This window comes from Aquabacterium sp., from assembly GCF_014378415.1.
Lineage (GTDB): Bacteria > Pseudomonadota > Gammaproteobacteria > Burkholderiales > Burkholderiaceae_C > Aquabacterium.
Genome location: NZ_JACMNS010000193.1, coordinates 10,914 through 35,376, shown reverse-complemented (window position 1 = coordinate 35,376; position 24,463 = coordinate 10,914). Strand labels below are relative to the sequence as shown.

Annotated in this window: 14 protein-coding genes; all 14 read left to right on the top strand. The window is 63.5% G+C overall.

Annotated features, from left to right (window positions below; all coding sequences use genetic code 11):
- Positions 1–99 precede the first annotated feature (99 nt).
- Positions 100–1,323, top strand: a complete 1,224-nt coding sequence (locus H7225_RS16830) for a hypothetical protein (RefSeq protein WP_290663911.1) — start codon at positions 100–102, stop codon at positions 1,321–1,323.
- A complete protein-coding gene (locus H7225_RS16825) occupies positions 1,320–1,868 on the top strand; it encodes a hypothetical protein (RefSeq protein WP_290663910.1) in 549 nt (182 codons plus the stop codon). Before H7225_RS16830 ends, H7225_RS16825 begins: the two co-directional genes overlap by 4 nt.
- A complete protein-coding gene (locus H7225_RS16820) occupies positions 1,868–2,380 on the top strand; it encodes a hypothetical protein (protein WP_290663908.1) in 513 nt (170 codons plus the stop codon). The genes H7225_RS16825 and H7225_RS16820 overlap by 1 nt, the downstream gene beginning before the upstream one ends.
- Positions 2,381–2,394: 14 nt before the next feature.
- On the top strand, positions 2,395–4,572 hold the full coding sequence (locus tag H7225_RS16815; RefSeq protein ID WP_290663906.1) for a secretin N-terminal domain-containing protein: 2,178 nt from the start codon (positions 2,395–2,397) through the stop codon (positions 4,570–4,572).
- Complete coding sequence (locus H7225_RS16810; RefSeq protein ID WP_290663904.1) at positions 4,562–5,065, top strand: type II secretion system protein; 504 nt, start codon at positions 4,562–4,564, stop codon at positions 5,063–5,065. The genes H7225_RS16815 and H7225_RS16810 overlap by 11 nt, the downstream gene beginning before the upstream one ends.
- Before the next feature lie 7 nt (positions 5,066–5,072).
- Positions 5,073–5,453: a prepilin-type N-terminal cleavage/methylation domain-containing protein gene (locus H7225_RS16805; protein ID WP_290663902.1), complete on the top strand. Its 381-nt coding sequence runs from the start codon at positions 5,073–5,075 to the stop codon at positions 5,451–5,453.
- Positions 5,447–5,872, top strand: coding sequence for a type II secretion system protein (locus H7225_RS16800; protein WP_290663900.1), 426 nt, complete (start codon positions 5,447–5,449; stop codon positions 5,870–5,872). Before H7225_RS16805 ends, H7225_RS16800 begins: the two co-directional genes overlap by 7 nt.
- Before the next feature lie 73 nt (positions 5,873–5,945).
- Positions 5,946–6,770, top strand: a complete 825-nt coding sequence (gene epsA / locus H7225_RS16795; RefSeq protein ID WP_290663898.1) for an XrtB/PEP-CTERM-associated transcriptional regulator EpsA — start codon at positions 5,946–5,948, stop codon at positions 6,768–6,770.
- A 22-nt stretch (positions 6,771–6,792) separates the two neighbouring features.
- The gene (locus H7225_RS16790; protein WP_290663896.1) at positions 6,793–7,653 is read left to right on the top strand and encodes an ankyrin repeat domain-containing protein; all 861 of its coding nucleotides are present in this window, start codon (positions 6,793–6,795) and stop codon (positions 7,651–7,653) included.
- Positions 7,654–7,715: 62 nt separating this feature from the next.
- Positions 7,716–8,594 carry a hypothetical protein gene (locus H7225_RS16785; protein ID WP_290663894.1) on the top strand — a complete coding sequence of 293 codons (879 nt, stop codon included), beginning with the start codon at positions 7,716–7,718 and terminating at the stop codon, positions 8,592–8,594.
- A 387-nt stretch (positions 8,595–8,981) separates the two neighbouring features.
- A complete protein-coding gene (locus H7225_RS16780; protein WP_290663892.1) occupies positions 8,982–9,839 on the top strand; it encodes a PEP-CTERM sorting domain-containing protein in 858 nt (285 codons plus the stop codon).
- Between the two features lie 97 nt (positions 9,840–9,936).
- Positions 9,937–11,238, top strand: coding sequence for a hypothetical protein (locus H7225_RS16775; protein WP_290663890.1), 1,302 nt, complete (start codon positions 9,937–9,939; stop codon positions 11,236–11,238).
- Positions 11,239–11,384: 146 nt separating this feature from the next.
- Entirely contained in the window at positions 11,385–12,971 is a 1,587-nt protein-coding gene (locus H7225_RS16770) for a POTRA domain-containing protein (protein WP_290663889.1), read from the top strand.
- Between the two features lie 36 nt (positions 12,972–13,007).
- Positions 13,008–24,323 carry a filamentous haemagglutinin family protein gene (locus tag H7225_RS16765; RefSeq protein WP_290663887.1) on the top strand — a complete coding sequence of 3,772 codons (11,316 nt, stop codon included), beginning with the start codon at positions 13,008–13,010 and terminating at the stop codon, positions 24,321–24,323.
- Positions 24,324–24,463 lie beyond the last annotated feature (140 nt).

The window sequence follows — 24,463 nt, the reverse complement described above, 5'->3', positions numbered from 1 at the left end:
CGGCACCAGGTTGCTGCGCGAATCGGCGTTGGCCTGTGTGCTGCGGGGCGAGTCCACGCTGGATGAACTCAACCGTGTGACCTTGGCGGAATGATGCGCTTGACGACGAGCTGGCGTCCCCACCAGGTGTTTTTGCGGCCCCCCAATGCACACGCCAGCCACGACGAGGCCTTGGCCGCTTGGTCGCAATGGTGCGAGCAGCACGCCGGCAGTCGTTGCGACCTGGCCCTGTCCGGTCATTGGCTGATGGCCTGTGCAGCCTTGCCTGAGCAGGCGCTGCCGCAATGGGACCACTACATGGGCCTGAGCGCTAGCGCCATCGAACAGGCTTGGGTGGTGAGGTATTTGGCCGCACCGGCCTTGAGCTGTGCCGCGCCCCGCGCCTTGATCGAGGGTCTGAAAAAGACCGCGAGTGAGCATCGGGTGAGGTTGGAGTGGGTCGGGCCTTGGTGGGTCTGGCAAGCCCAAGGCTGCCTGTCGTCTGTGGGGCCCGAGCCCGTGGCGCAGCACACGCTGCACGCCACCGAGCCGGGCTTGACAACGTACTTGAAGTCAAGCCTTGACGCCGGAGGGCAGCGCACGCTTGAGCAAGCCTGGACCGAGACCAGCGATCCGGTGGGCCCAGCCAGGGAGCCCGTGATCAACACACCGGGCGTGACCACGCTCGACGCCGGTGTGTTGGCCGACGCTTTGCTGACCGAGTGGACCAGGCCTGATGCCCCCGCCTGGAAAGCTCCTTGGGCCGACAAGCTGGATTTTGCAGGCCCCCGCATCCGGACGGCGCTGTGGTCTTGGGCCCTGCTGGTGGCGGCCATGGCGGCGTGCATGGCCGTGGCTGAGCAGGCGCAAGCACTCATCACGTCTCAAGGCGAAGCGCAGGCCATGCTGCACCGGCTGGAGCGCGCCAAGCATCAGCAGGCACTGGCCGCTGCCGTGCCCCGCGCGGCCTCTTCACCCGCGCAGGCTGCTGACCGCAAACTGAACGACGTGGCCTTGAGGCAGGCGGCGCGCGTGGCTCAGTTGCTGGCCTATCCGTGGCCCGTGGTGGTGGGCCGTGTTGAGCAAGCCGCGCTGCAAGAGCAGGCGGTGTTGACCAGCTTCAGCTTGGACATCAACAGCCTGGGGGGCAAAGCCGAAGCGCGCCCACAAGCCCGATTGCAAGCGGCTTTGCGCGACGATGCCTCGGCCTTGCGCTGGACTGCCGCCCATGGCGATGGGGCTCAGATGCTGGGGCGCGATGCCCTGGCCACCCCTTTTGCATCGACCCAAGGGCACTATGCCTTGCGGGCCGAAGCCGCCTGGCCCGTGGGGGTGGCGCCATGATGCTGCATTTGATCAAGCGCCTGGGCCTGCCCGGCGTGCTGGGCCTGGTGTTGCTGGCCGGTGCAGCATGGGTGCAGGGCGTGTGGCTGCCAGAGCAAAAAACGCAGGCCGAGGCCTTGGCGTCCAAAGCGCGCCAATTGCGCCACGAGCTGTTAGCCAAGGCGTCACCGGGCGCCGCATCTCAAGCGCGCGCGCTCACGCCCGAGGCGGCCTGGCAAGCGCTGTGGCAGCAATTGCCTGACTCGTCGCAGCGCACAGCGCTGCAATCTGCGGTGCTGGTCTCGGCGCGCGAGCGGGGCTTGACCTTGGCGGCGGTGCAGTTCAAAGGCGGGCCGGAAGGGCCGCCAGGCTTGTGGCGCCAACGCCTGGTCATGCCCGTGGACGGCCGTTATGCCGATGTGCGTGCCTGGTTGGGCCAGCTTCTCAGCGAGCCGGCCTTGAGCCTTGACGCGGTCGATCTGCAACGCACCGATGTGATGGGTGATGCCATCAAGGCGCGCGTCAGCGTGTCGCTCTGGTGGCGCACCACCGGAGGGCCTCGCTGATGCGCCCCCCCATGTTGATCGGACTGGTCGTGGCCTTGGCGTTGACCGCCTGGCTGGCCTTCCAGGAAGACGACGCCGCTGTTGAGCCGGTGAGCCGAGGCAAAGGGCAGAGTCAACGCGCGCCAGCATCGACCCCTGAAACTGATTCCGCTCAATCTCAGATGCTGGTGCAAAGCGTGGCGCAATGGCAAGCACGTTCGGCCTTGCCCCCTTTGACGATCGATACTTTGCGCCCCTGGGCTTCACAACAAGCACCGACTCCACCGCCTCAGGCCGTGGAGTCGGTTGCCATCGCGCCACCCATGGCCCCGCCATTTCCGCATGCCTGGGTGGGCCGCTTCAACGACTCGGCTCAACGCGCCGTGTTGGCCAGCGCAGACAGCACCTGGGTGGTGTCCGTTGGCGACGTCATCGAGGGGCAGTGGCGTGTTGATCAAATTCAAGAACGACAGATGAGCTTGACTTACTTGCCCTTGCAGCAGCGTCAGTCCATTGCCATGAAAGCACCATGAAGCACCCTTTACCCATGGCTCGACGAGTTGGCTGGCTGGCACTGTGCCTGGCCACCAGTGCGCTCGTGGCTTGCGCCAACCCGGCCTTGCGCGATGCCCAAGATCTGAGTCAGACTGGTCAGCACGAGGCGGCCCTGGCGCGTCTGCAGGCGGCCCTGCAGCTCCAGCAGGACGACCGGCTTTTGCGCTCGGCCACGCTCAAGCAAACCGATACCACCGTGGCCTACCTGGTCTACCAGGCCGATGCGGCGCGCGCCGCTGGCCGACTTGACGAGATCGAGTCCATCTTGCGTCGGCTGGAGGCCGCGGCACCCAGCCACCCTCGCACGGTGTGGCTGCGCAACGAAGTGAATCGCCTCAAGCGACACCAGAAGCTTTTGCAAGAAGCCCAGCAATCGTTTGACGCCAAAACCTATGAACGCGCCGAGGTCGCGCTGCGGGCCATCTTGAGCGAGGACCTGAGCAACGCCACCGCCCGAAGCCTGCTGACGCGCATCGAAGAGATGCGGGCCAACCAGACACGGCAAAGCAGCACATTGCGGCTCGCCACCGCGGGCAAGCCCATCACGCTTGAATTCCGCGAAGCGGCATTGCGCACCGTGTTTGAGGCGTTGGCGCGGGCCGCCGATGTGAACTTCGTGTTCGACAAGGATGTGCGCGGTGATGCCAAGGTCACCCTTTTCTTGCGCAACACCACGGTGGAAGAGGCGATGCGGGTGATCCTGAGCACCCAGCAGCTGGGCTCCAAGCTGCTCAACGACAACACGGTGCTTGTCTATCCCAACACCACGCAGAAACAGCGTGATCTGCTGGAAACGGTCACGCGCAGCTTTTACCTGGTCAACGCCGACCCCAAGCAAGTTCAGACCCTGGTCCGCGCGGTGGCCAAGTCCCGCGATGTGTATGTGGATGATCGGCTCAACCTGCTGATCGTGCGTGACACCCCCGAGGTCATGCGCCTGGTCGAGCGCCTGGTTCAAAGCGTCGACCTGGCCGACCCCGAGGTGATGATGGAAGTCGAGGTGATGGAGGTCTCCAGCAAGAAGCTGATGGAGATCGGCATCACGCCGGTGGACAAGGCCAGCTACGGCGTGTTGCCCAGCACCATCACGACCTTGGGCTCGCTCAAAGGCTTGAGCTGGAGCACGAGCAACCCCTTGGCCGTGGCCACATTGCGGGGCAGCAGTGGCAGCACCAACATGCTGGCCAACCCCAAGATCCGCGCCCGCAACCGCGAAAAAGCCAAGATCATGCTGGGCGAGAAGCTGCCTGTGTTCACGTCCAACCTCGTGGCTGGCACCGGGGGCGGTGCGTCAACCACCATCACTTACCTGGATGTGGGCTTGAAGCTCGACATCGAGCCCCAAGTGCAACTGGACAATGATGTCACCATCAAGATTGCACTGGAAGTGAGCACGGTCACGGCCCGGATCGAAGGCCCCGCCGGCTCCGGCTCATCGGCCTACCAAGTGGGCACGCGCCAAGCCACCACCACCTTGCGCTTGAAGGATGGCGAAACCCAGATCCTGGCAGGCTTGATCAACGACGATGAAAGCCGCAGCTCTGCGGGCATTCCTGGCCTTCACGACCTGCCCATTGCCGGGCGATTGTTTGGCACCACCAAAGACGAGCACAACAAAACCGAGATCGTCTTGTTGGTCACACCACACATTGTGCGCAATCTGCCGCAACCTGACTTGGCGGGCTCATCCCTGTTCTCAGGCACCGAGGCGCAGCCTGGCGCAGCGGGGCTCCAGATTCGAGAAGGCACTGCCGGCTCTGAAGCCGGGCGGGGAGCCTCCACCCCATCACGCGGCGCCTCAAATCGCTCACGCCCTGGTGCCGCTTCGGCAATGCAGCCTGATGTCACCGGGCCAGAAGAGGTCATGCCTGGCGCATCCTTCCAGGTGACAGTGCGCAATCCGGCCGACACGGCTTTGCAAACCACGGTGCTCTTTGATTCGCAATGGATCTCCGGTCCCGGTGCGGCCAGTGGCGGCATCGCCCTGGACATCCCGCCGCGGGAAAGTCGCTCCATCACGCTGACGGCCAAGCCATCCACCATGCCGGCCGAAACCTCGGTCACGCTGACCACCGGGGGCGGCGCCTTGCTGTTGCGCATTCGTCCGCCTGGCACGGATCCCACCCCAGCGGACAACCCACCGGCCCCGGTGCCCGACAATGACCGCTGACATTCATCACGCGCATCAACACCATCGGCATCGTGGCTTCACGATGATCGAGATGATTGTGGTGGTGCTCATGGTGGGCATTCTGGCCAGCGCGGCCATGCCCTTGGCTGCGCTGCACAAGCGTCGCACGCAAGAGGCCGAATTGCGTCAGGCACTGCGCACCTTGCGCACCGCCATTGATGCCTACAAGCGTGCCTGGGACCAGGGGCACATTGAAAAGAAAGCCGATGAATCTGGTTACCCGCCCAACCTGGAGGTGCTGGTCAAAGGCGTGCCCGATGTCACTTCGCCTCAAGGTGCGCGCATTTACTTCCTGCGCCGGCTGCCAAACGATCCATTGGCCAGTGATCCGGCCTTGCCAGCGGCCGCCACTTGGGGCTTGCGCAGCTATGCCAGCCCGCCAGAGGCGCCTGCACCGGGCAAGGACGTGTTCGACGTCTATTCACTGGAAGACAAGCTGGCCATGGACGGCACGCCGTACCGGGATTGGTGAGCCGGGCATGAACAGCAAACGAGGCTTCACCCTGATCGAGCTCATCGTGGTCATGGCCATCATCGCCTTGTTGGCCAGCATCGTGGCGCCGCGTTATTTTCGGTCGGTGGACAACGCCCGTGAGGCCAGCCTGCGCACCTCGCTCAATGTCATGCGCGATGCCATCGACAAGTACCTGGGTGACCGGGGGCAGTACCCCGAGTCGCTGGACGACCTGGTGCAGCGAGGCTACATCCGCCAGGTTCCGCCAGACCCGGTGACCGGGCGGCCCGACAGTTGGCAAATGCTGCCGCCACCGGCCGACAGCACGGCCCAGGGCGGCATGGCCGACGTGCGCAGCGGTGCCACGGGCAAAGGCCAAGATGGCACGCCCTTCAGTGAATGGTAGTCACACGTGCCCGTGGCTTCACCTACCTGATGCTGCTGTGGTGGATGGCCGTCAGCAGCGTGTTGCTGGCCGCGCTGGGGCAAAGCTGGGCGATTGAGGCGCGCCGTCAGCGAGAAATGGAACTGGTGTTTCGGGGTGAGCAGATCAAAACGGCGTTGACGGCCTATCAAGAGGCCACGCCCACCCTGCCCAAAGTGCCGCCCACCCGTTTGGAAGACCTGCTGGAGGACCGTCGAGGCCCTGCCATCAAACGCCACCTGCGAAAGTTGTGGCCGGACCCCATCACTGGGTCTGGATGGGGATTGGTGCGCCAAGGTGACTTCATCAGAGGGGTTTACAGCCAGTCTGATCAACAGCCTTTGCGCGCGCCTGACAGCGTCAAGCGGTACGACGAATGGCGTTTTGAGCAAAGTCCTTGAACGCCATGCCCTACCGTCAACAAACCGTCATCCGCCGTTCCTAGAATGTGATCTTCCTGTCATCGGCCCAACCATGTCACAAACCACCATTGCGCCGGAAAACTCGGAGAGCTTGCTGCGCGTCATCGAGGCAGCGCCTCAGGTTTGCAGGCGATTTCAGTTTTTTGTCTGGAGCCAGGGCGACCTGCAGCGTTGGATACCCCACAAGATGCTGGTGTGCGGATCCTATGACCGGGATCACCGCGAAGTGGTCTTTGACATCTTCAACAGTGTTCCTTTGCCTGACCAAGTTGTGATGTCCTTGAAGGACACACGCTCTGCCTTGATGGCCGCAGCGGTTCAGACCTGGCGCAAAGGGCGCCAGCAAGCTGCGCGCATTTCCTTGAGCCAGATGGACGCCTCAGGTGGGCTGTGGTCGTCGTTGTTGCAAGAGGGGTATGACCAGATTTTGGTGCATGGACTTTGTCGGCCCGGGCGTCCCGAAGAAATCGAAAGCTTCTTTGTTTTTGCGCAGCCGGGGCATGTCTACGACAACAGTGCGGTGCAAGCGCTGGACATGCTGTTGTCCTGCGTTCACCTGACGTACCAGAGGGTGTGCGTGACCGAGCGCCAGATGTCGAGCACCCGCCAACCCGCTGGCCCTCAGGCGGTGACAGCCTACCAGCGACAGGCGGTGATCACGCTGCGAGAGCGCGAAATACTGCTGTGGGTTCGAGATGGTTTGAGTAACCAGCAGATCAGCGAGCAGTTGGGCATCAGCGCGCTTACCGTCAAGAACCACGTTCAGAAAATCCTGCGCAAGCTTGGTGCTGCCAACCGCGCGCAAGCCGTGGCCAAGGCCATGACCATGAATGCCTTTGGCACGACCCAGGTGGGCTCGGGCGACTCTTACATTTGATCTGCGAAAAAACATGAACTGGATGAAGTCCTTTGCTGGCTGTTGCGTGACATTGCTGGGCGCCTCGCTGTGTTCCGCCCAGGTCAACAACGGGCATGACGTGAACGAGTGGACAGCCTTTGCGGTGCCGGCTGTGGAGCCTAGAAGAATGGGCGCAGTGCCAGATCATCAGTTTCAAACCTTGAAACAAGGTGGCCCTTGGCAGACCCAGCCCGTGGCTGTCTTGATTGGCAGCGAGCAGCAGTTGATGACCCTGGCACGGCAAAGTCAATGGGGTGAGGCCTTGGCACTGCTCAAGGCATCCAATCCTGATCCCAATGTGAGCGATGAGCTGGGTGCGACGCCCCTGAGTTTGGCGGCGGGTGGTGGCCAGACGGAATTGGTGAAAGAGCTTCTGCGTCGGGGCGCCGAGCCTGATCGGCGTGGCGCAGGAGGGATGACTCCCTTGGGCGTGGCGGCTTTCAATGGCCATGAGTTAGTGGTGCGTGAGTTGCTGCGCCGAGGCGCGCGCACCGACGTGCCGGGTGCCACGGGTCAATGGCCCTTGCATCTGGCCTGCGCTACCGGGCAGCAGCGCGTGGTCAAGCTGCTCATGGTGGCGGGTGCGGATGTGCGAGCATCCAACCGGCAAGGCCGTCATGCATTGGCCGAAGCGGCCTACTTTGGGCAACTGGGCGTGATGCAGCAACTGGTGGAGGCCGGTGTGAGTGCCGACCTGCTGGATCTGCATGGCCGCAATGCCCTGCATGCCGCAGCCATGGGGCAGCAGCGTGAGGCAGTGACCTGGCTCATGCAGCAAGGGCTGGTGCCGACCATGGCCTTGACGCAGGTGCTGTTGGACCAGGCTGATCAATGGGGCAATGGCCTGTTCGCCGCACCTTGATGATCGAAGGGTTGTCACGAGGGTGAACAAAAATTGGTTTCTCATTTTTGGGAGATCAAACCATGAACAAGCTGCAAGTCATCGTAGCTGTGGCGGCCTTGGCCGTCACCAGTGCCGCCAACGCTAGCCTGAACGACTTCACCACCGGCAACGGTTCCCTGGCGTTCATTGCCTATGACAATGTCTCTGTCGCCAACCCCGCCCTGGGGTCGGTCTTCGTTGATTTAGGCTTTCACCTGAACGACTTCGACCCCACCCTTGCTGGCAACGTTGTTGGTGTCAATAACAAGATTGTTTGGAACTTCGCCAACAACACGATCACCAAGAATGGCAATTTGGTCGTCGCCTCCAATGACTTTTCGGCTTTTGGCAGCTTCATTGGCGCCCACGGTGACGACGCGAAGTGGGGCGTGATCGCTGGTGACAGCATCTCGTTCCCCCAGCGCATCCTGACCACCGGTACACCTACAGCCACGCAATTGGCCCAGCAAAACTCCAGCACTACAGCAGGCGCCTTGGCCGTGCAAAACCTGTTTGTCAATTCTGGCGTGTCCAACGCCGTTGACAACGGTTCCTACTTTTCCAACAGCGCCGCTGACAACACCTACGTGGCAAAGACCACCAACTTTTCAAGCAACTGGCAAAACAAGCTGAAGTGGCAATCGACCACGACCAACAGCCAAACCAATTTTTGGATGGCGATGGGGGATGGGTCAGAAATGGTCTTGGGCAACAGTGGCGTGTTTCTGGATGAGGACAGTGCCACCCTGCTCAACCATGTTGGCACCTTCACGCTGGACAAGGCGGCAGGCACCTTGACCTGGGACACAGGTGGATTCCTAGACCAAACCGCGCCCTTGCCTGAACCTAAAGCCCATGTTTTGGCGCTACTGGCACTTTCTGCCATCGGTCTGGTGTGCTATCGACGCTCAATGCCGTGAGCAGGCCTTGCGGCCTGTTGTGTGCAATGCCACTGCGCCTTCAAAGCTGGTGGCATTTTTTCTAGCGTTTGATGTTGTGTTCCCCTCATTCAAGGGGGGGCGCATACATTTTGTCCGAAATACATAATTTGTCACCACAAATGAGCCAAATGGCTCATGTCTAAGTGCGATTGACGAGTCTTTACCAGTCATCTGACGTGGTTATCTTGATCGGTAGAGGTATGAGCCGATCAGCGATTGATCCGAATGGATCACGTGAACTCAGGGTTCACCCGCAACGGCTGTCACACGCCTTGCAGACACTCCAAACCACTCGAGCAGCCGTACCGCTCTTGTGCACTCTGAACCTTACATATTTCGTCCAATCCTTTCTCGGAGATCAAGCAAATGAAACTGCAAACCATCGTGGCCGCTGTGGCCCTGGCCGCCACCGGCGCCGCTAACGCTAGCCTGAACGACTTCGCTTCCGGCAACGGTTCCGTGGCCTTCATCGCCTATGACACCATCTCTACTGGTGCCAACACCGCCGTGGGTTCGGTTTTCGTTGACCTGGGCCTGACCCTGAACGACTTCGACCCCCTGCTGGCTGGCAACGTCACCGGCCTCAACAACAAGATCGTCTGGAACTTCGGCACCAACACGATCACCAAGAATGGCAATCTGGTCGCTGCGACCAACGACTTCTCGGCTTTCTCGTCCTTCGTCGCCGCCAACGGCGTTGATGGCAAGTGGGCCGTGATCGCTGGTGACAGCGTGTCCGTTCCCCAGCGCGTCCTGACCACTGGCACCCCCACCGCCACGCAACTGGCTACGGAAAACTCCAGCGCCACCGCTGGCGCCCTGGGTGTGCAATCCATGTTTGTCAACGCTGGCGTGTCCAACGCCGTTGACAACGGTTCTTACTTCGCCAACAGCGCCGCTGACAACAGCTACGTTGCCAAGACTTCCAACTTCTCCCTCAACTGGCAGAACAAGCTGAAGTGGCAAGCGACCACGACCAACAGCCAAAACAACTTCGTCTACGCACTGGGTGACGGTAATGAAACTCTCCTGGGCGCTGACGCACCTGCCAGCGCGGACTTCACCGGCCTGCTGAACCAACGCGGCACCTTCACGCTGGACAAGGAAGCTCAAACGCTGACTTGGGCCACCGCCGTTGCCGTTCCTGAACCCAGCAGCTACGCCCTGGCCCTGATCGGCCTGGCCGCCATCGGCGTCGCCGCTCGCCGCCGCGCTGCCAAGTAATCCCGCAGCTTAGACAAATGGCCGCCGCACGCACCGCTGGTGCGGGGCGGCCACACCACCCCACTCGCGTCCTCCACAACTCCGCCTAGGAATGCAAATGAAACTCTCCAAAATCGTGATCGCCACCATCGCAGTTTGCGGTGCTACCCAAGTCATGGCCGCTGGCGTGACCCGCCTGACCGGCTCGTCGGCTTCGTCCATCAACGTAGTCCGCGGCCTGGCCAACGCCTGCACCACCGCCGGTGGCACCATCACCGTGTACAAGACCAACACGTCCACCAGCGCCCTGGGCAATCAATTCAGCGTCAAGTGCTCAACCGCCGTCGCTGGTGGCACGCCCGTTAACTTCGACGCCACCTCGGTTGACGAAGCCCGCATGAACGTGGCCGGTGGCTCTGAAAGCGCCGTGACCAACGCTGCCCTGTTCCCCACTTCCACCAACACCAACTTCCTGGTCCCCACCGGTGCCTGCACCGCCGTTGCCGCTGGCACCGAAGCCCTGTCCTTCCTGGCTGCTGGCCAAATGCGCAGCTGCGGCACCACCTTGGCCGACACCATCCTCAAGTCTGATGGCGGCTACCTGGACGTCGAAGGCCCCGTCTTCAACGCCACCAAGTACGACGGCGGCGACTTCCAGCCCACCGGCTTCAACCAAGTGTTCGGCATCGCCGTGAACAGCACGCTGTACAACGCACTGCAAACCTACCAAAAGACGGTTGCTGGCGGCAACATCGTGGCCGCAGCTTGCGCCGCCGGTGCCACCACGCCTGAGTGCCAGCCCAGCATCTCGCGCGCCCAGATCACCTCGCTGATCAACAACGACCTGTTCAACGCCGGCAAGACTTCGGGCGGCGCCTACCTGGTTCCTGGCAGCGCTGTGTCGAAGATCACCTACTGCCAACGCCCCCAAACTTCGGGCACGCAGCAATCGTCGCAGTTGTACTTCCTGGGCTACGCTCTGAACGGCAACCTGGGCGGCAACGAAGTCGTCGTGCCCAACAACACCAGCCTGGCCAAGTACTCTTCGATCCTGAACAACGGTTCGTCTGACGTCAAGACCTGCCTGAATTCGGCCACCGACTTCCGCTTTGGCGGCCTGTCGCTGGAAAACAACCCGATCGGCGGCACTGACACCTACCGCTTTGTCAAGCTGAACGAAGTGGCCGCTACCGAAGGCGTGGCCGGTGCTTCGCAAACCACGACCGCCATCGCTGGCCGGTATGACTTCGTGTACGAACTGTCGGCTTATTGCCCCGGCGGTACTTGCGCTGACATCATCGCCACCATCAACAGCGCCGTGACCGTTGGTTCTTCCAGCCCTGGCATCTTCCTGGGCAATGGCGTTGAGTCCAAGTTCGGCCGCAACGGCAACTCCGCTGCGCCTATGGCTTCGCGTTAATCCAGTCTTGGTTTCCTTCGAGGGCTCGTCTGTCCTCGAAGGGCCCGTGCTGTCAAGAGCCTGATCTATGCACAGTCCCCACCCGGGGACTGTTGCTTTGTGTGATGTACAAAATGAAAAAACTGGCTTTTCTGTTAGCGTCCGTAGTGTTCGGGACCGCCCCGCATGCCGCCACGCCGACAGCTGCTGCGAGTCCTGCTTTCGATGTCATGGAATACGTGGTCGAAGGCAACACCGTGTTGTCCAACCAGCTGATCGAGCGGGCGCTTGAGCCCTACCTCGGCCCCGGCAAAAATTTCAAGGACATCGAGGCCGCGCGCACCGCGCTGGAGAAGGTCTACCAGGACAGCGGTTTCCTGTCGGTGGTGGTGAGCTTGCCCAACCAGCGAGTGGATACTGGTGAGGTCAAGTTGGAAGTGACCGAGGCCAGCGTGGAGAAGGTGGCCGTCAGCGGTGCAAAGTTCCACCTGCCGAGCGACATCAAGGCCAAGGTGCCCAGTCTGGCTGCGGGGCAGGTGCCTTATTTTCCGCAAGTGCAGGAAGAGTTGGCACAACTGCAGTCGGCCGACCAGCAAGTGACCCCGCTGATCGGCGCGGGAGACGAACCGGGCAAGATCCAGATCGATCTGAAGGTCGAAGACAAGCTGCCCTGGCATGGCTCCATTGAGGGCAATACCCATCAAAGTTTCAATACACGCCGTGGCCGTCTGGAGGCCGTGGTCAGCTACAGCAATCTGTGGCAAATGGGCCATACCCTTGGCGCCAGTTGGCAGTATGCGCCAACGCGTCCGGCCGATGCCAACACCTTGACCCTGATCTATGGCTTGCCACTGAGCCGCACCGACGACCTGAATTTCTCGGTGACCGACAGCCGCAGCGACACGCCCACCAACACCAGCCTGGGCGGCCAGACCCTCACACGTGGCCGCTTCTACGGCCTGCGCTGGCAGCATCAGCTCGATGACCTGGAATGGCCGGTGCGCCACAGCCTGTACGGATCCCTTGACTACAAGGACAACCGCGACAGCAACCAGGACATCGGTGGCTTCACCACGACCAAGCCACCCTTGCGTTATCCGGTGCTGTCTTGGGGCTACAACCTGTCGTGGCTGGGAACCCAGAGCGAGCAGGTGACGGCCAATACGTCGTGGGCGACATCCAGCGGTGCCGTCGCGGGCCGCGAGGTCGACTGCAGTGGCCGCAGGCTGAATCAATTCGAGTGCAAACGCGCGGGCTCCAGCCCCGACTTCCTGGTCTGGAAAGCGGGCCTGGGCTTGCGGATGCCCGTGTGGCGCAAGTGGCAGATTAACGTCCATGGCGACGCGCAGATCGCATCGGGGCCCCTGGCCTCTGGCGAGCAATACAGCCTGGGCGGGGTGGACACCGTGCGCGGCTACTACGACGCCGAGCAGGCTGGTGACATCGGTTGGGCGGCGCGCCTGGAACTGATGTCGCCGCCCTGGTCCCCCGTGGCGAACTGGAGCGTGACAGGCCTGGCTTTCCATGACAGGGGCTTCGTGCTCCTCAAGGATCCTTTGCCCGGCCAGAAATCCCGCAACAACCTGGCCAGTGTCGGCCTGGCTTGGCGTGCCGAGAACAACCGTGGCTTGCAGGTGTCGCTGGACCTGGCCTTGCCCTTGATCGAAACGCAGCGAGCGGCCGATAGCGGCGCTTATGAAAGTGCGACCAAGCGTCGTGTCCGTGGAGACCTGAGCGTCCGTCAGTCGTTCTGACGCGGCCTGTTGCGTATCGTTTGAGGAGTTGTTGACATGAATAAGCAAGTTCACCGTCTGGTGTTTGACCGTCGTCGAGGCATGCGTGTGCCGGCTGCCGAGCACGTGCGCTCGGCTGGCAAGGCCGCTGGAGGCGCCAGCCGGGCCAAGCCCATGGTGGCGAGCGGTGTGCTGGCCACGGCAGCGATGGCCGGTTCTCTGGCATGGGGGCTGCTACCTGGTGAGGCACTGGCGCAGCAGCGAACGATGGGCGGCACCGTGATGCGGTCGGCCACGGCCTTGTCCAACATGGCCAGCACCGTGAACCGGAACCTGCCCCAGGCCTACTCGGGGTCGCTCCACGCGAACGAGGGCAAGTTCAACACCGCCACGGTGGGCCAGACCCTGAACATCAACCAGTTCGATGACAAGGTCATCATCAACTGGGACAGCTTCAATGTGGGGTCCGGGTACACCGTCCGCTTCATCCAGCCCAACAGCAGCTCGTCGGCGCTGAACAACATCTGGAGCCTCGACCCCAGCGTCATCCTGGGCCAGATCCAGGCCAATGGCGAGGTGATCCTGCAGAACCAGAACGGTTTCATCTTTGGGCAAACCGCCCGGGTAGATACCAGCAGGTTCGTGACCACGGCGCTCAAGCTGGCCAGGGACACTTACATGCGCGGCATCCGCGCCAGAACCACCGACGGGGCGGCTGCATTCGGCGACGACGAGTCGGCGCCAACTGGTTTTATCACCATCGAACGTGGCGCCGAGATCAAGGCCCTGGCGGGCGGCGAAGTGATGATGGTGGCGCCCAAGGTCTACAACGAAGGCACCATCGAAACCCCGAAAGGCCAGACCATCCTGGCGGCGGGGCAGAAGGTGTACCTGTACAACACCACCGATTCGGCCCAGCGCGGTCTGGTGGTGGCGGTGGACGCCTTTGCCGACAGCAGCCATGATGTCAACACGGTGGAGCAAGCCGCGGCCGTCAAATACAAGACCGTCAATGGGGAAGCGGTCAGCAACAGCAACAGCAACAGCAACAGCACGAGCGCGGACACCGCGGGCCTGGCTACCAAGATCAACCAGATCGTGGCCGAGCAAGGCACGATCAATTTGGTCGGCATGACCATCCGCCAGAACGGCACTTTGACGGCCACCACGGCGATCAAGGGGCAGAACGGCGCCATCTACCTGCAGGCGCAAAAGAACACCTTCAAGCCCACTGGTTCCACGCATGTTGCGAACGAGTTGGGCACCGTCGACTTCGGCCGGGACAGCGTGACCGAAGTCAAGCCGAGTGCCGAAACCGTGTTCAACCCCATCACGAAGCAGGATGAGAAGCCCACGCAAAAGGACGCCGAGGTCTTCTACCGGTCCAGCATTTCGGTGATGGGCAAGGACATCCGCGTGCGCTCGGGCGCAAAGATCACGGCCGTGTCGGGCAACATCAGCGTGTTGGCGGCGGCTGACACCCAGAACGCCTCCATCTTCAACAAAGAAAATGCCAGTGGCCCGTCCGATGGCAGCCGCCTCGTGGTTGAAAGCGGTGCCACCATCAGCGCGGCGGGCCTGCGCCAGGTGGCCGTGCCCATGAGCCGCAACCAGCTCAGCAGTCGCCTGTTCGCGACCGAACTGGCCGATTCGCCGGTGCAGCGCGGCGGCGTGCTGTACCGCGCCGACCTGCTCTCGGACGCGCGGCGCCAGGTCAGCGTGGGCAACGTCACCGGCCAGTACAACCTGATCGGCCGCAATGTCGATGAGCTGTCGACGCGTGGCGGCAATGTGCGCCTGTGGTCGCAGGGCGACCTGGTCATCGCCGATGACGCCACGATCGACATCTCCGGCGGCAGCATCCAGTACCAGGCCGGGCAGGTCATGTCGTCGCTGGTGCGACGGGGCAACCAGCTCCTTTCGGTGGAGAACGCCAAAGCGGGCGAGAAATACGATGCGCTGATCACCCCGACATCGGAACTGGGCGCGCAGCAAGTGGCCAGCTACGAGCAGGGCGCCGATGCGGGCACCGCCTGGGTGGCGGGCGCCAACACTTACCTGGGCACGCAGGTGCTCAAGGCGGACGTGGTGCTGGGCCCCCTGCAGCGGGCGGGCCAGGCATCGGGTGGGCAGGTGTCAGTCGGGGGGGGGCCGCTGGATCCCCTGGGCGCCGATCTGCCGGTGGAGTTGGGTGTGGCCCTCATCCTGAAAACCCGTCCGGACCTGTATGGCTCATTGCTGCCGCTGGGCGGCACCCTCAAGGTGGGTTACAAATCGCAGATCATTGAAGACCGCCTTGGCACGCAATTTGGCACGCAATTGGTGCAGGACATCGTGCTGCAAACGGGCGGCAACCACCTGCCGCTGACGTCCATTCCGGAATCGGATACACCCGAGGCCGAACAGTTCTTCGGTGGGCTGTCGGGCGCCACGACCCGTCTGTTCTCGGCGGATCTGGCGTCGTCGGGCATCAGCTCACTCCTGCTGAGCGCCACGGCGGTGACCTTGCCAAAAGATACCACCTTGAATCTGGGCGCGTCCGGGCAGCTTGACATCAATGCCGAGCACATCGACCTGGACGCCCGGATTCGGGCGGCGGGGGGCAAAGTGAGTTTGGCGAGCTATGGCAAGTTCGCGAAGGACGACCAGCCCGCCACCCAAGGCACGATCGAGATCGGCCCCGATGCCCACATTGACCTGTCGGGCACGCGCCTGGATGAGCGCGGCACGGCCTCGCAGGCCGCGGTCAATGTCAATGGTGGATCCTTCTTTGTGAATGCCGACCACTCCGCCACTTTGGCCGAAGGCAGCGTGGTGGACGTGTCGGCAGGGGTGTGGCGCTCGAGCGGCGGCAGCACCAGCACCGGCAACGCGGGCAGCGTGAAGCTGTCGGTCAACGGCGTGCTGGATGAGCAGGCAGAGCCCACGGGCCAGTTGTTCATGAACGGGGATTTGAGGGCCTTCGACTTCAAGTCGGGGGGCACCCTGACTTTAAGCGGACTGCATTCACTGGCCATTGGTGGCCCGGCACAGGATGCCTGGGGCATGGCGGTGGACCAGGGCCTGTTCGCCGACCATGGCTTTGGCACCTTCAACCTTTCGGCGTTGGGCAATGTCGATGTGCTGGGCAGTGGCCAACCCGTGCTGCGCAACTACATCCTGACTGCCAGCCGCGTGGCCTTGACCCCCGAGGCCCTGACCAGCATCGGCATGGTGGAGGCGCCCAATCGGCAGGCCATCAACCTGAACCTGGCGGCCACCTTGCAGCCGAGAAAAGACCTCTATGGCAGCCTGTCGGTGGGCGGCAACGTCAATGTGGCCCAAGGCGTCACGGTGGACGTGGGGGCCGGTGGCCAGATCGGCCTGACGGCCGGCGGCAACATTGAAGTGGCGGGCACCTTGGTGGCCCATGGCGGGAACATCTCGCTGGGCTTGTCCGGCAACCGGGGAGGGGCTGACATTGGCGGCACCAAGGATGCGACTGGCTTCATCGAAGACCAGGAGATCCGCCTGACATCGACCGGCAAGCTGGACGTGTCCGGGGTGGCGCTCACCACCACCACGACCAGCGCCGGCGGCGAGTTGATCAGAGGGCGTGTGCTGGGGGGCGGCAGTGTCAAGCTGAACGTCAAAGCCGGCGCGCCTTCCCGTGGACGCGTGGTCACCGAGGAAAAATCCGTCATCGATGTCAGCGGCGTGGCCGCTGACCTGGACCTGGGCAAAAGCGCAGGTGCCCGAACAACCCTCAGCAAGGGTGCCGGCAGCGTCAGCGTGGCCTCTGGCGACGGCTTTGCCCTGATGGGCACGCTGAAGGCAACGCGCCCCGATGCATCGGTGTCCGGCGGCCAGTTCAGCGCGTCAATCAGCCGCGAGGGCGTGGCCGACTTCACCTCCAATCAGGAGGACGCAAAACAGTACAAGCCCGAGCCCCATCAGTTGCTCTTGCTGAACAGTGTGGCCGAGGTGGCGAACCACGCGCGCGCCTCGAACGAAGGCGTGCTGTCGTCGGCGTCTTTGCTGAATGCGGGCTTCGACCAGATCCAGTTGCGGGCCGACGACAAGATCGTTCTGGGCAGCGGCGTCGATCTGGTGGGCCACCCCCAGAAGGGATCGGACCAGGTGGCTCTGCGCTCGGTTCAGTTGACTTCGCCCGTGCTGCAGGCCCAGGACAACGGATCGCACCTGATCCAGGCCGCCTACGTGTCATTGGGTGACCGCGACCTGAAGCCCCAGCCGGCATTGACGGTGCCCGTGGCGCCCGTGGTGCCCGCCGCCGAGAAGGGCGATGCCCGCCTGTCGGTGCAGGCCGGTTTGATCGAGGTCTATGGCCACAGCGCCTTGCAGGGCTTTGGCAACGCGCTCAACGAGAAAGACCATGACAGCATCCTTCTCAGCGCGACCCTGGATGCCGCCGGCCACGTTGGTGCACGGCGAGACGGCGAGATCCGTTTCATCGGCCGCACTTTCAGCGGCTACGGCGACGCCAGGAAAAGCGATCTGAAGGGCAGCCTGAATTTCGGCGGCGAAATGACGCTGCAGGCCGGCCAGGTCTACGCCAGCACCTTGTCCAACTTCGTGGTGCAGGGCTTGCTGGGCAATTCGGCCCTGACCGTGGCGGCCCCAGCGGGTGGATCGACCAGCGCAGCGCCTTTGTCGGCCCTGGCCCAGTTGAGCCTGCAAGCCCAGGACGTGACCATCGGGGGCGTGATCCGCCAGCCCTTTGGCAGCATCACCATCAATGGCGAGAAGAAGCCGACCTTGATCGATGGCAGTGTGCTGTCCGTGTCGGGCGATGGCGTGACGGTGCCCGTGGGCACCACCATCAATGCACGCCAATGGCTGTATGCCACCAATGGCACCGTGGATGGCGTAGATCCCGCCGCCGACAACAGCGTGAAGGTGTTGGATGGCCTGCCCGTGGCCAAGGGCATCCTGGTGAAGGGCCAGGGCCTGAGCATCGGCAACCAGACTTTGGTCCAGGCCCAGGCTGGGGGGGACCTGCAGGCCTGGGAGTTCATCGCCGGCGTGGGCGGCTCGAGCGACACGCTGAACACGCCGAACGTGTTCGCCATCCTGCCCACCTACCACTATGACTTCGCGCCTTTCGACACCGAGATCGCCGCCAGCACCAAGGCTGTCGGCACGACCCTGACGGCTGGCGACCAGGTGAAGATCAGCACGGCCAGCGCTGTGCTGGCCGCGGGCACCTATACGCTGTTGCCAGCGCGCTATGCCACCTTGTCTGGTGCCGTGCTGGTATCGGCCTCTACGCTGAGTCTGCCAGTCACCCTGTCGCAGGCCATCCAACGCGATGATGGCAGCGTGCTGGTGTCGGGCTACAAGACGGCCCTGGGCACCGACATCAATGGCGGCAACGACCTGCGCCAGGCCCTGGTCCTGGAGCCCGAGGCCACCTTCCGCGCCAAATCGGATCTGCAGATCTCGTCGGTCAATGCGATGCTGGCCGATAAGGCCAAGCGTGCCGGGACGGCGCTGCCGTCCCGGCCCGGTGATGCCGGACGGGTGTCGCTGGCGGCCAAGGAGACCTTCGACTGGGCCGCCCAATTCAATCTGAAAGGGACTGATGGTTTCGAAGCAGGCCAGTTCGACCTGGCCATGCCTGGCATGACCCTGCTGGCCACCGGGGAGTCGGCCGGCGCCGATGCCAAGACCATCAGCGTGGCGCAGCTGAATGAAACCGGTGCCCAAAGCATCCTGCTGGGCGGCACGCGCACGGGAACGGCCGAGAACACTCGCATCACGACCCTGGCCAAGGACCTCACGCTCAGCGGTGCCATTGAGGTGGGCGAGTTGATCGCGGTCGCGACCGACACGCTCCACGTGAAAGCGGGCACCTCGGTGAAATCCAACGCCCCCGAGAGCGCCGCGGCCAGCACCATCACGGTGGAGGGCCTGGGCGCGGCTCTGGTGGTCGGCAACCATGCCGAAACCGACATGAGCCGTGACCTGTCCAAGGTGCCCGTTGGCACCGCGCCAAAGGGATCGTTGGTGGTCGATTCAAAGGTGGCGCTGGAAGGCGCAGCCATTCAACTGGATGGGCGCCAACTCGTCAGCCTTGACGCGGACGTGACATTGCTAGCCTCCTCACTTGGTGTGGGCGCGCCGCGCATCGCGGTGGGCGGCGTTTCAGCCGATGAAAACGCCTTGTCCCTCACGGGGGCACTGCTGACGAGCGCCAACCAGGCCAAGCGCCTGCAGTTGCGCAGCTACAGCAGCATCGACCTGCTGGGCAGTGTGGCCCTGGGTGGCCGCGATGCCACTGTGGCGAAAGCCCCGTTGCTGCAAAGCCTGATCCTGGACGCGCCGGAGTTGCGTGGCATTGGCCAGGCCACGGACACCGCCAGTGTGCTGGCCCAGAACATCGTGTTGCGCAACAACTCGGGCCTGCAAGCCAAGCCGGCCGATCCAAGCGTTTCCAAATTGGACATCACCGCTGAGCCGCCTGTGAAAGACGGCGTGAACGGTGGCATCACCGTGGGCAAGGGCGCCCAGAATCTGGCCTTTGCTTCGGCCAAGCTGAACACGGCGGCCGATGTGGTCTTCAGTGGCAAAGGCATGTTGGGTGCGCAGGGTGCGCTCACGGTTTCCACGGGCCGCGTCACCGCCGACAAGACCGCCCATCATGGCGTCAACAGCCAGGGCTTGCTGACCATCGAGAAGGCGGCCAACAGCCGCGCACAATTCTCACAGGTGGGAGCGGGCGGCAGCCTGTCCCTGACAGGCAGCCGCGTCGTGCAGGACGGTTTCATCGATCTGCCATCGGGTTCCTTGAGCCTCACTGGCTTGGGCGAGACGGGCCAGGACGACACCGTGAGGTTCACCGAACGCTCCATCACCCAGGCCAAGGGCTGGACGGCGCAAGCGGGAACCACTTGGGGCGCCACGGCACAGGGTGGCCAGATCAAGGCCACCGCCGCGCGTGGTGACGTGGTGGTGCTGGGCACGCTGGATGTGTCGGCACCATTGCCATCGTCCGCATCGGACACGGCCAAGTCGGCAGGCGCCATCGCCCTGACGGCCACTCAAGGGGTTCTGCGCTTAGGCGACAAGGCCCTGCTCAAGGGCAGCGCCGCCACCGACACCTTGTCGGGCTCGCTGACGGTGGATGCTGGCGCCGTGCGCAACGAAGCTGTGGCCCAGGCGCAAGCCCAGACCCAAGCCGCTTCGGTGGCCAACGCCGCCGCAGCCGAGGGCACGCTGGACCGCCTGATCGACTTTGCCAACGCGGGTGGATTGCATGGCGCCGTGGACGTGCGGGTGCGGCAAGGTGACGCGTCCCTGAACACCACGCTCAAGGCAGTGCGGGCCAGCCTGAGCGCCGATGCGGGGAAGCTGACGCTGCTGGGGTCGGCCATCATCGATGCCAGGGCGCCTCAAGGTGGTTTGGTGCAACTGGCGTCCGCCAAGGACCTGACCGTCAGCGCGGGCGCGCAGATCCTGGCCGATTCGAGCCGCGCGGGCGCCAATGGCGGCGACATCCTGCTGGCTTCGGCATCGGGACAAGTCAAGCTGGAAGAAGACGCGCTCATCACGGCATCGGGCGACGACGCCCTGGATGGCCGAGTGGTCATCAGCATGCAGCGCGACGCCTTGGACAGCCTCGTCAAGGAGCAGGCGGGCAAGGACGCCGATTCGATCAAGACCGCCAGCATCACCGCGGGCGAGGTCGATGTGGTCGGCAACCGGGTCTATCAGGGTGAAACCGTGGGCGAAGGCCGGTCCGGATCGGTCTCGACGAAGACCACGACCAGCACGAGCACGAAGACGGTCACCGACGTCACTGACACTGAAACCATCACCACGAAAACGGTCACCACCAAAGTGAAGGTCGATGCATCCTTCAAGGATCCAAAGACGGGCAAAACGGTGGTCAAGGCCGGCGACACGGACACGGCCGTCGCCGTCGAAGTGAGCAAGAAGGCAACGCCGGCGGGCGCCACGCTGGGAAGCACCTCGAAAACCGACACGACGACCCCCAACGTGCAAACGTCCCAGGTGGGGCGCTATGTCGGCTTGGCCGACGTGTCGGATGATGCGGAAACGTTCATGAATAACGGGTCCGATGTGCTGTCTGCCATGGGACTGACGGGACGCGCCAACTTGCGGGCGGGGGTCGAGATCCAGTCGTCGGGCGATTTCTACCTCAACAACGATCTGTCGCTGGCGGACAAGCTCCACCCAGGCGGCCAGCCGGTGTTCCTGACGGTGCGGGCAGACAAGAACCTGTCCTTCAGGGGCAGTTTGAGCGATGGTTTCGCATCGGCTGCGCGCAATGCGCCCATCAATGTGGGCGAGGGCGCTTCATACCGCCTGGTCGCGGGCGCGGACCGCTCGGCGGCCAATGCGCTCAAGACATCGGCTGCGGCCACCGGCAACCTGACGATCGCCGCGAACAAGGTGGTGCGGACCACGTCCGGATCGATCGAAATGGCCGCGGCGCAAGACATCGTCTTGAGGACCGATGAATCCAACAAGACCACGCCGGTGCAAGGCGTGGCCTACGTGGCGGGCCGCGCTGAAGTGGATGAAAGCTCAGGAGGCGCCACCAATTTCACATCCCACGGCGGGCGTTTTGAGGCCACGGCGGGCCGCGACATCGTGGCGCCAGGGGTTTCGCAGCTGTTCGGCGCCTGGTTCAACCATGTAGGCTTCAGCGACACGGAAAGCGGACAGAACGTCCCTGTGGCCTGGTGGAGCACCTTCTCGGCCTTCAAGCAAGGCTTCGGTTCTTTCGGCGGCGGCAACATCAGCGCCGTGGCCGGACGCGACATCAGCAACCTGGGTGTCGTGGCCCCGACTTCTGCGCATGTCGTGACGGCATCGGAGCGCGATGCGCTGGTGGTGGAGAACGGCGGCGACGTGACCATCCAGGCGGGCCGTGACATCCGTGGCGGCAGCTTCTTCATCGGCCAAGGCAATGGCCTGGTCCAGGCCGGAGGCGCCATCGCCATTGGCGACAGCCTGGACACGACCAAGCTCAGCCCCGTCGGCGTGATGCTGGGCCAGATGAATGGCAACTGGTCCATGCAGGCGGTGCGGGATGTGAACCTGGCGCTGGCCTTCAACCCGACCATCTTCACCAACACCAACCGTTCCAGTGCGATCGGCGGCTTGTATTTCACATATGGAGACGACAGCACGCTGGCGATGTCCAGTGTGGCAGGCGATGTCAACTGGCTGGCCGCCAGCCGCGCCAACAAAGGCACGGCGTCCAATGGGGGGTTCCTGTCTGAAATAGGCAAACTGGGGGCATCGGATGAGCAATTGACGACGGGGCCAGGCTACCGCAATGCCGCCACCGGATTTGCCGCGCCGGTCGTGCACATCGCAGCATTGCAAGGCAATGTACTGGTCGACCTGCCAGCTGACGCGATCATCCTGGCGCCCTCCGCCAAAGGCGATCTCAGTGTCTACGCCTATCAGGATGTGTCGCTCAGGTCCCTTGGCCCTGCGTTCCTCAGCCTTGGGGATGGCTTGTTTTCCGACAGCTACACCTTGCTGAATCCTCGGAATGAGACGGTCGCGATAAAGGGGGGAACTATAGAAACCGGTAAATTGAAGACCCACGTTGTGGTGGGGCCTTCCCAAGGCAATCGGGTGATGGCCAGTTTGCTGCATGCGCAAGATGCAACACCGGTGCGGATCTATGCAGGCCGCGACCTGGTCGTTGAATCGGGCGCGCTGAGTGGACGCGCTGAACTGACCGCCTCCAAGCCCGCGGAGATCGTGGCTGGCCGCGACATCCGAAACCTGTATTTCATCGGACAGAACTTTGCCGAGACCGATGTCACCCGCATCGCGGCAGGCAGGGACTTCGTGGGCGCCAGCAACAGCGGCGGTGGCCGCACCGGCGGCCTGATCAGGCTGCACGGCCCGGGCGAACTGCAGGTGGAGGCCGGCGGCCAGCTGGACCTCAACACCTCGGTCGGCATCGAGACCACCGGCAACCAGTTCAACACCGCTTTGTCCGATCAGGGCGCCAGCATCCGTCTGGCAGCGGGCATGGCCCGTTCGGTGGACGTGGCCGAGTTCGCCGATGCCTACCTGACCCAGGACACCGCCGCCCAGGCCAAGTTGGTCCGCTATGTCAAGGCAACCTTGATGCTGGGTGACGATGCGTTGGGGGATTACCCCGCCACGGGCGGCCCAGACCAGGCCCAGGTCTATGCCAAGGCCCTGGCTTTTTACCAGACCATGACACCCCAGCACCAATTGGCGTTGGCCGATGAGCTCGTCACCGACGCGTTCGTGGCCACCTACCTGTCGGGCCAGGGCGCCTATGCCGCCGCATGGCAGGCGCAGGCCGCCAAGGCCAAGGTGCCGGTGGCGGACCGCACCACGGCCGCCTTCAAGCGCTTCAAGGACGAGGTGGTGATGGCCGAGGTCAGGCGCCTGGCTGCGCAGGCCATCGACATCGCCGACAGTACCGATGCCGCCGAGAACGCCAAGCGCAATGCGCAGCGGCAAGCCTTGTGGGACCAGATCGACCAGATGCGAAACCTGGCCGGGCTGGGCAAGGGCTTCGATGCCAGCGGCGACATCGACCTGGCTGGCAGCATGGCCTACACCCGTGGGCAGGGCAGCCTGGCATCCGGCGGCATCGACCTGTTCGCCCCCGGGGGGCAGGTGATCGTGGGTTTCAGCACCCTGACCGCCAACGACAAGCTGCAGGCCGCCACCCGCGGCCTGGTCACCATGCAGGGCGGCAGCATCCGCTCCGTGTCCGACGGCGACTTCCAGGTCAACTCACAAAAAGCCTTCGTGGTGGGCGAGGGTGATGTGCTGGTCTACTCCGCCCACGGCAGCATCGATTCCGGCCGCGGATCCAACACCGACGTGACGGTTCCCGCGCCGGTTGTCAGCGTAGACGAGTCGGGCATCGTGACGCGCACGGTGCCGGCGGCGACCACCGGCAGCGGCATCGGCCGCTTGAACGCGGGCGATGTGAAGTCCGCAGGCAATGTCCTGCTGGCGGCGCCCAACGGCGAGATCCGCGCCCTGGATGCGTTCATCCGCAATGAATCCGGCGGCGACATCGCGGTGGCCGGGCGGGTCCTGGGTGGCGACAACATCAAGGGCAATGTCTCGGGCCTGGCGCCAGCGCCCACGGTGAATGTGTCGCTCAACGTCAACTCGGCCTTGCCGACCGATGCGGGCGTGAGTGCGCAGACAGCGGTGGACGGGGTTCAGGGCAAGAGGGACAAGGACCCGGCTTCGATCCTGACCGTGGATGTGCTGGGTGTGGGTGACGAGGCCACCGCGCCAGCGGCCGGCCCCGTCGCGGTGCCCGTCGACGCGTCTTCGATATCCCCAGGCAAAAAGCCCTGCCGGAAGGAAGACTGCAAACGCTGATTCCCGACGTGTAAGGCCTCCCTCATCCAGGGGGAGGCCTGCTTCGTGACAAATTCGTGACGCCGCATGGGCCGTTTGTGTAGGCCATTCAGCCCAGGGGCCTACCCGATGGCGACACATGCATTTTCCACAATATCCCT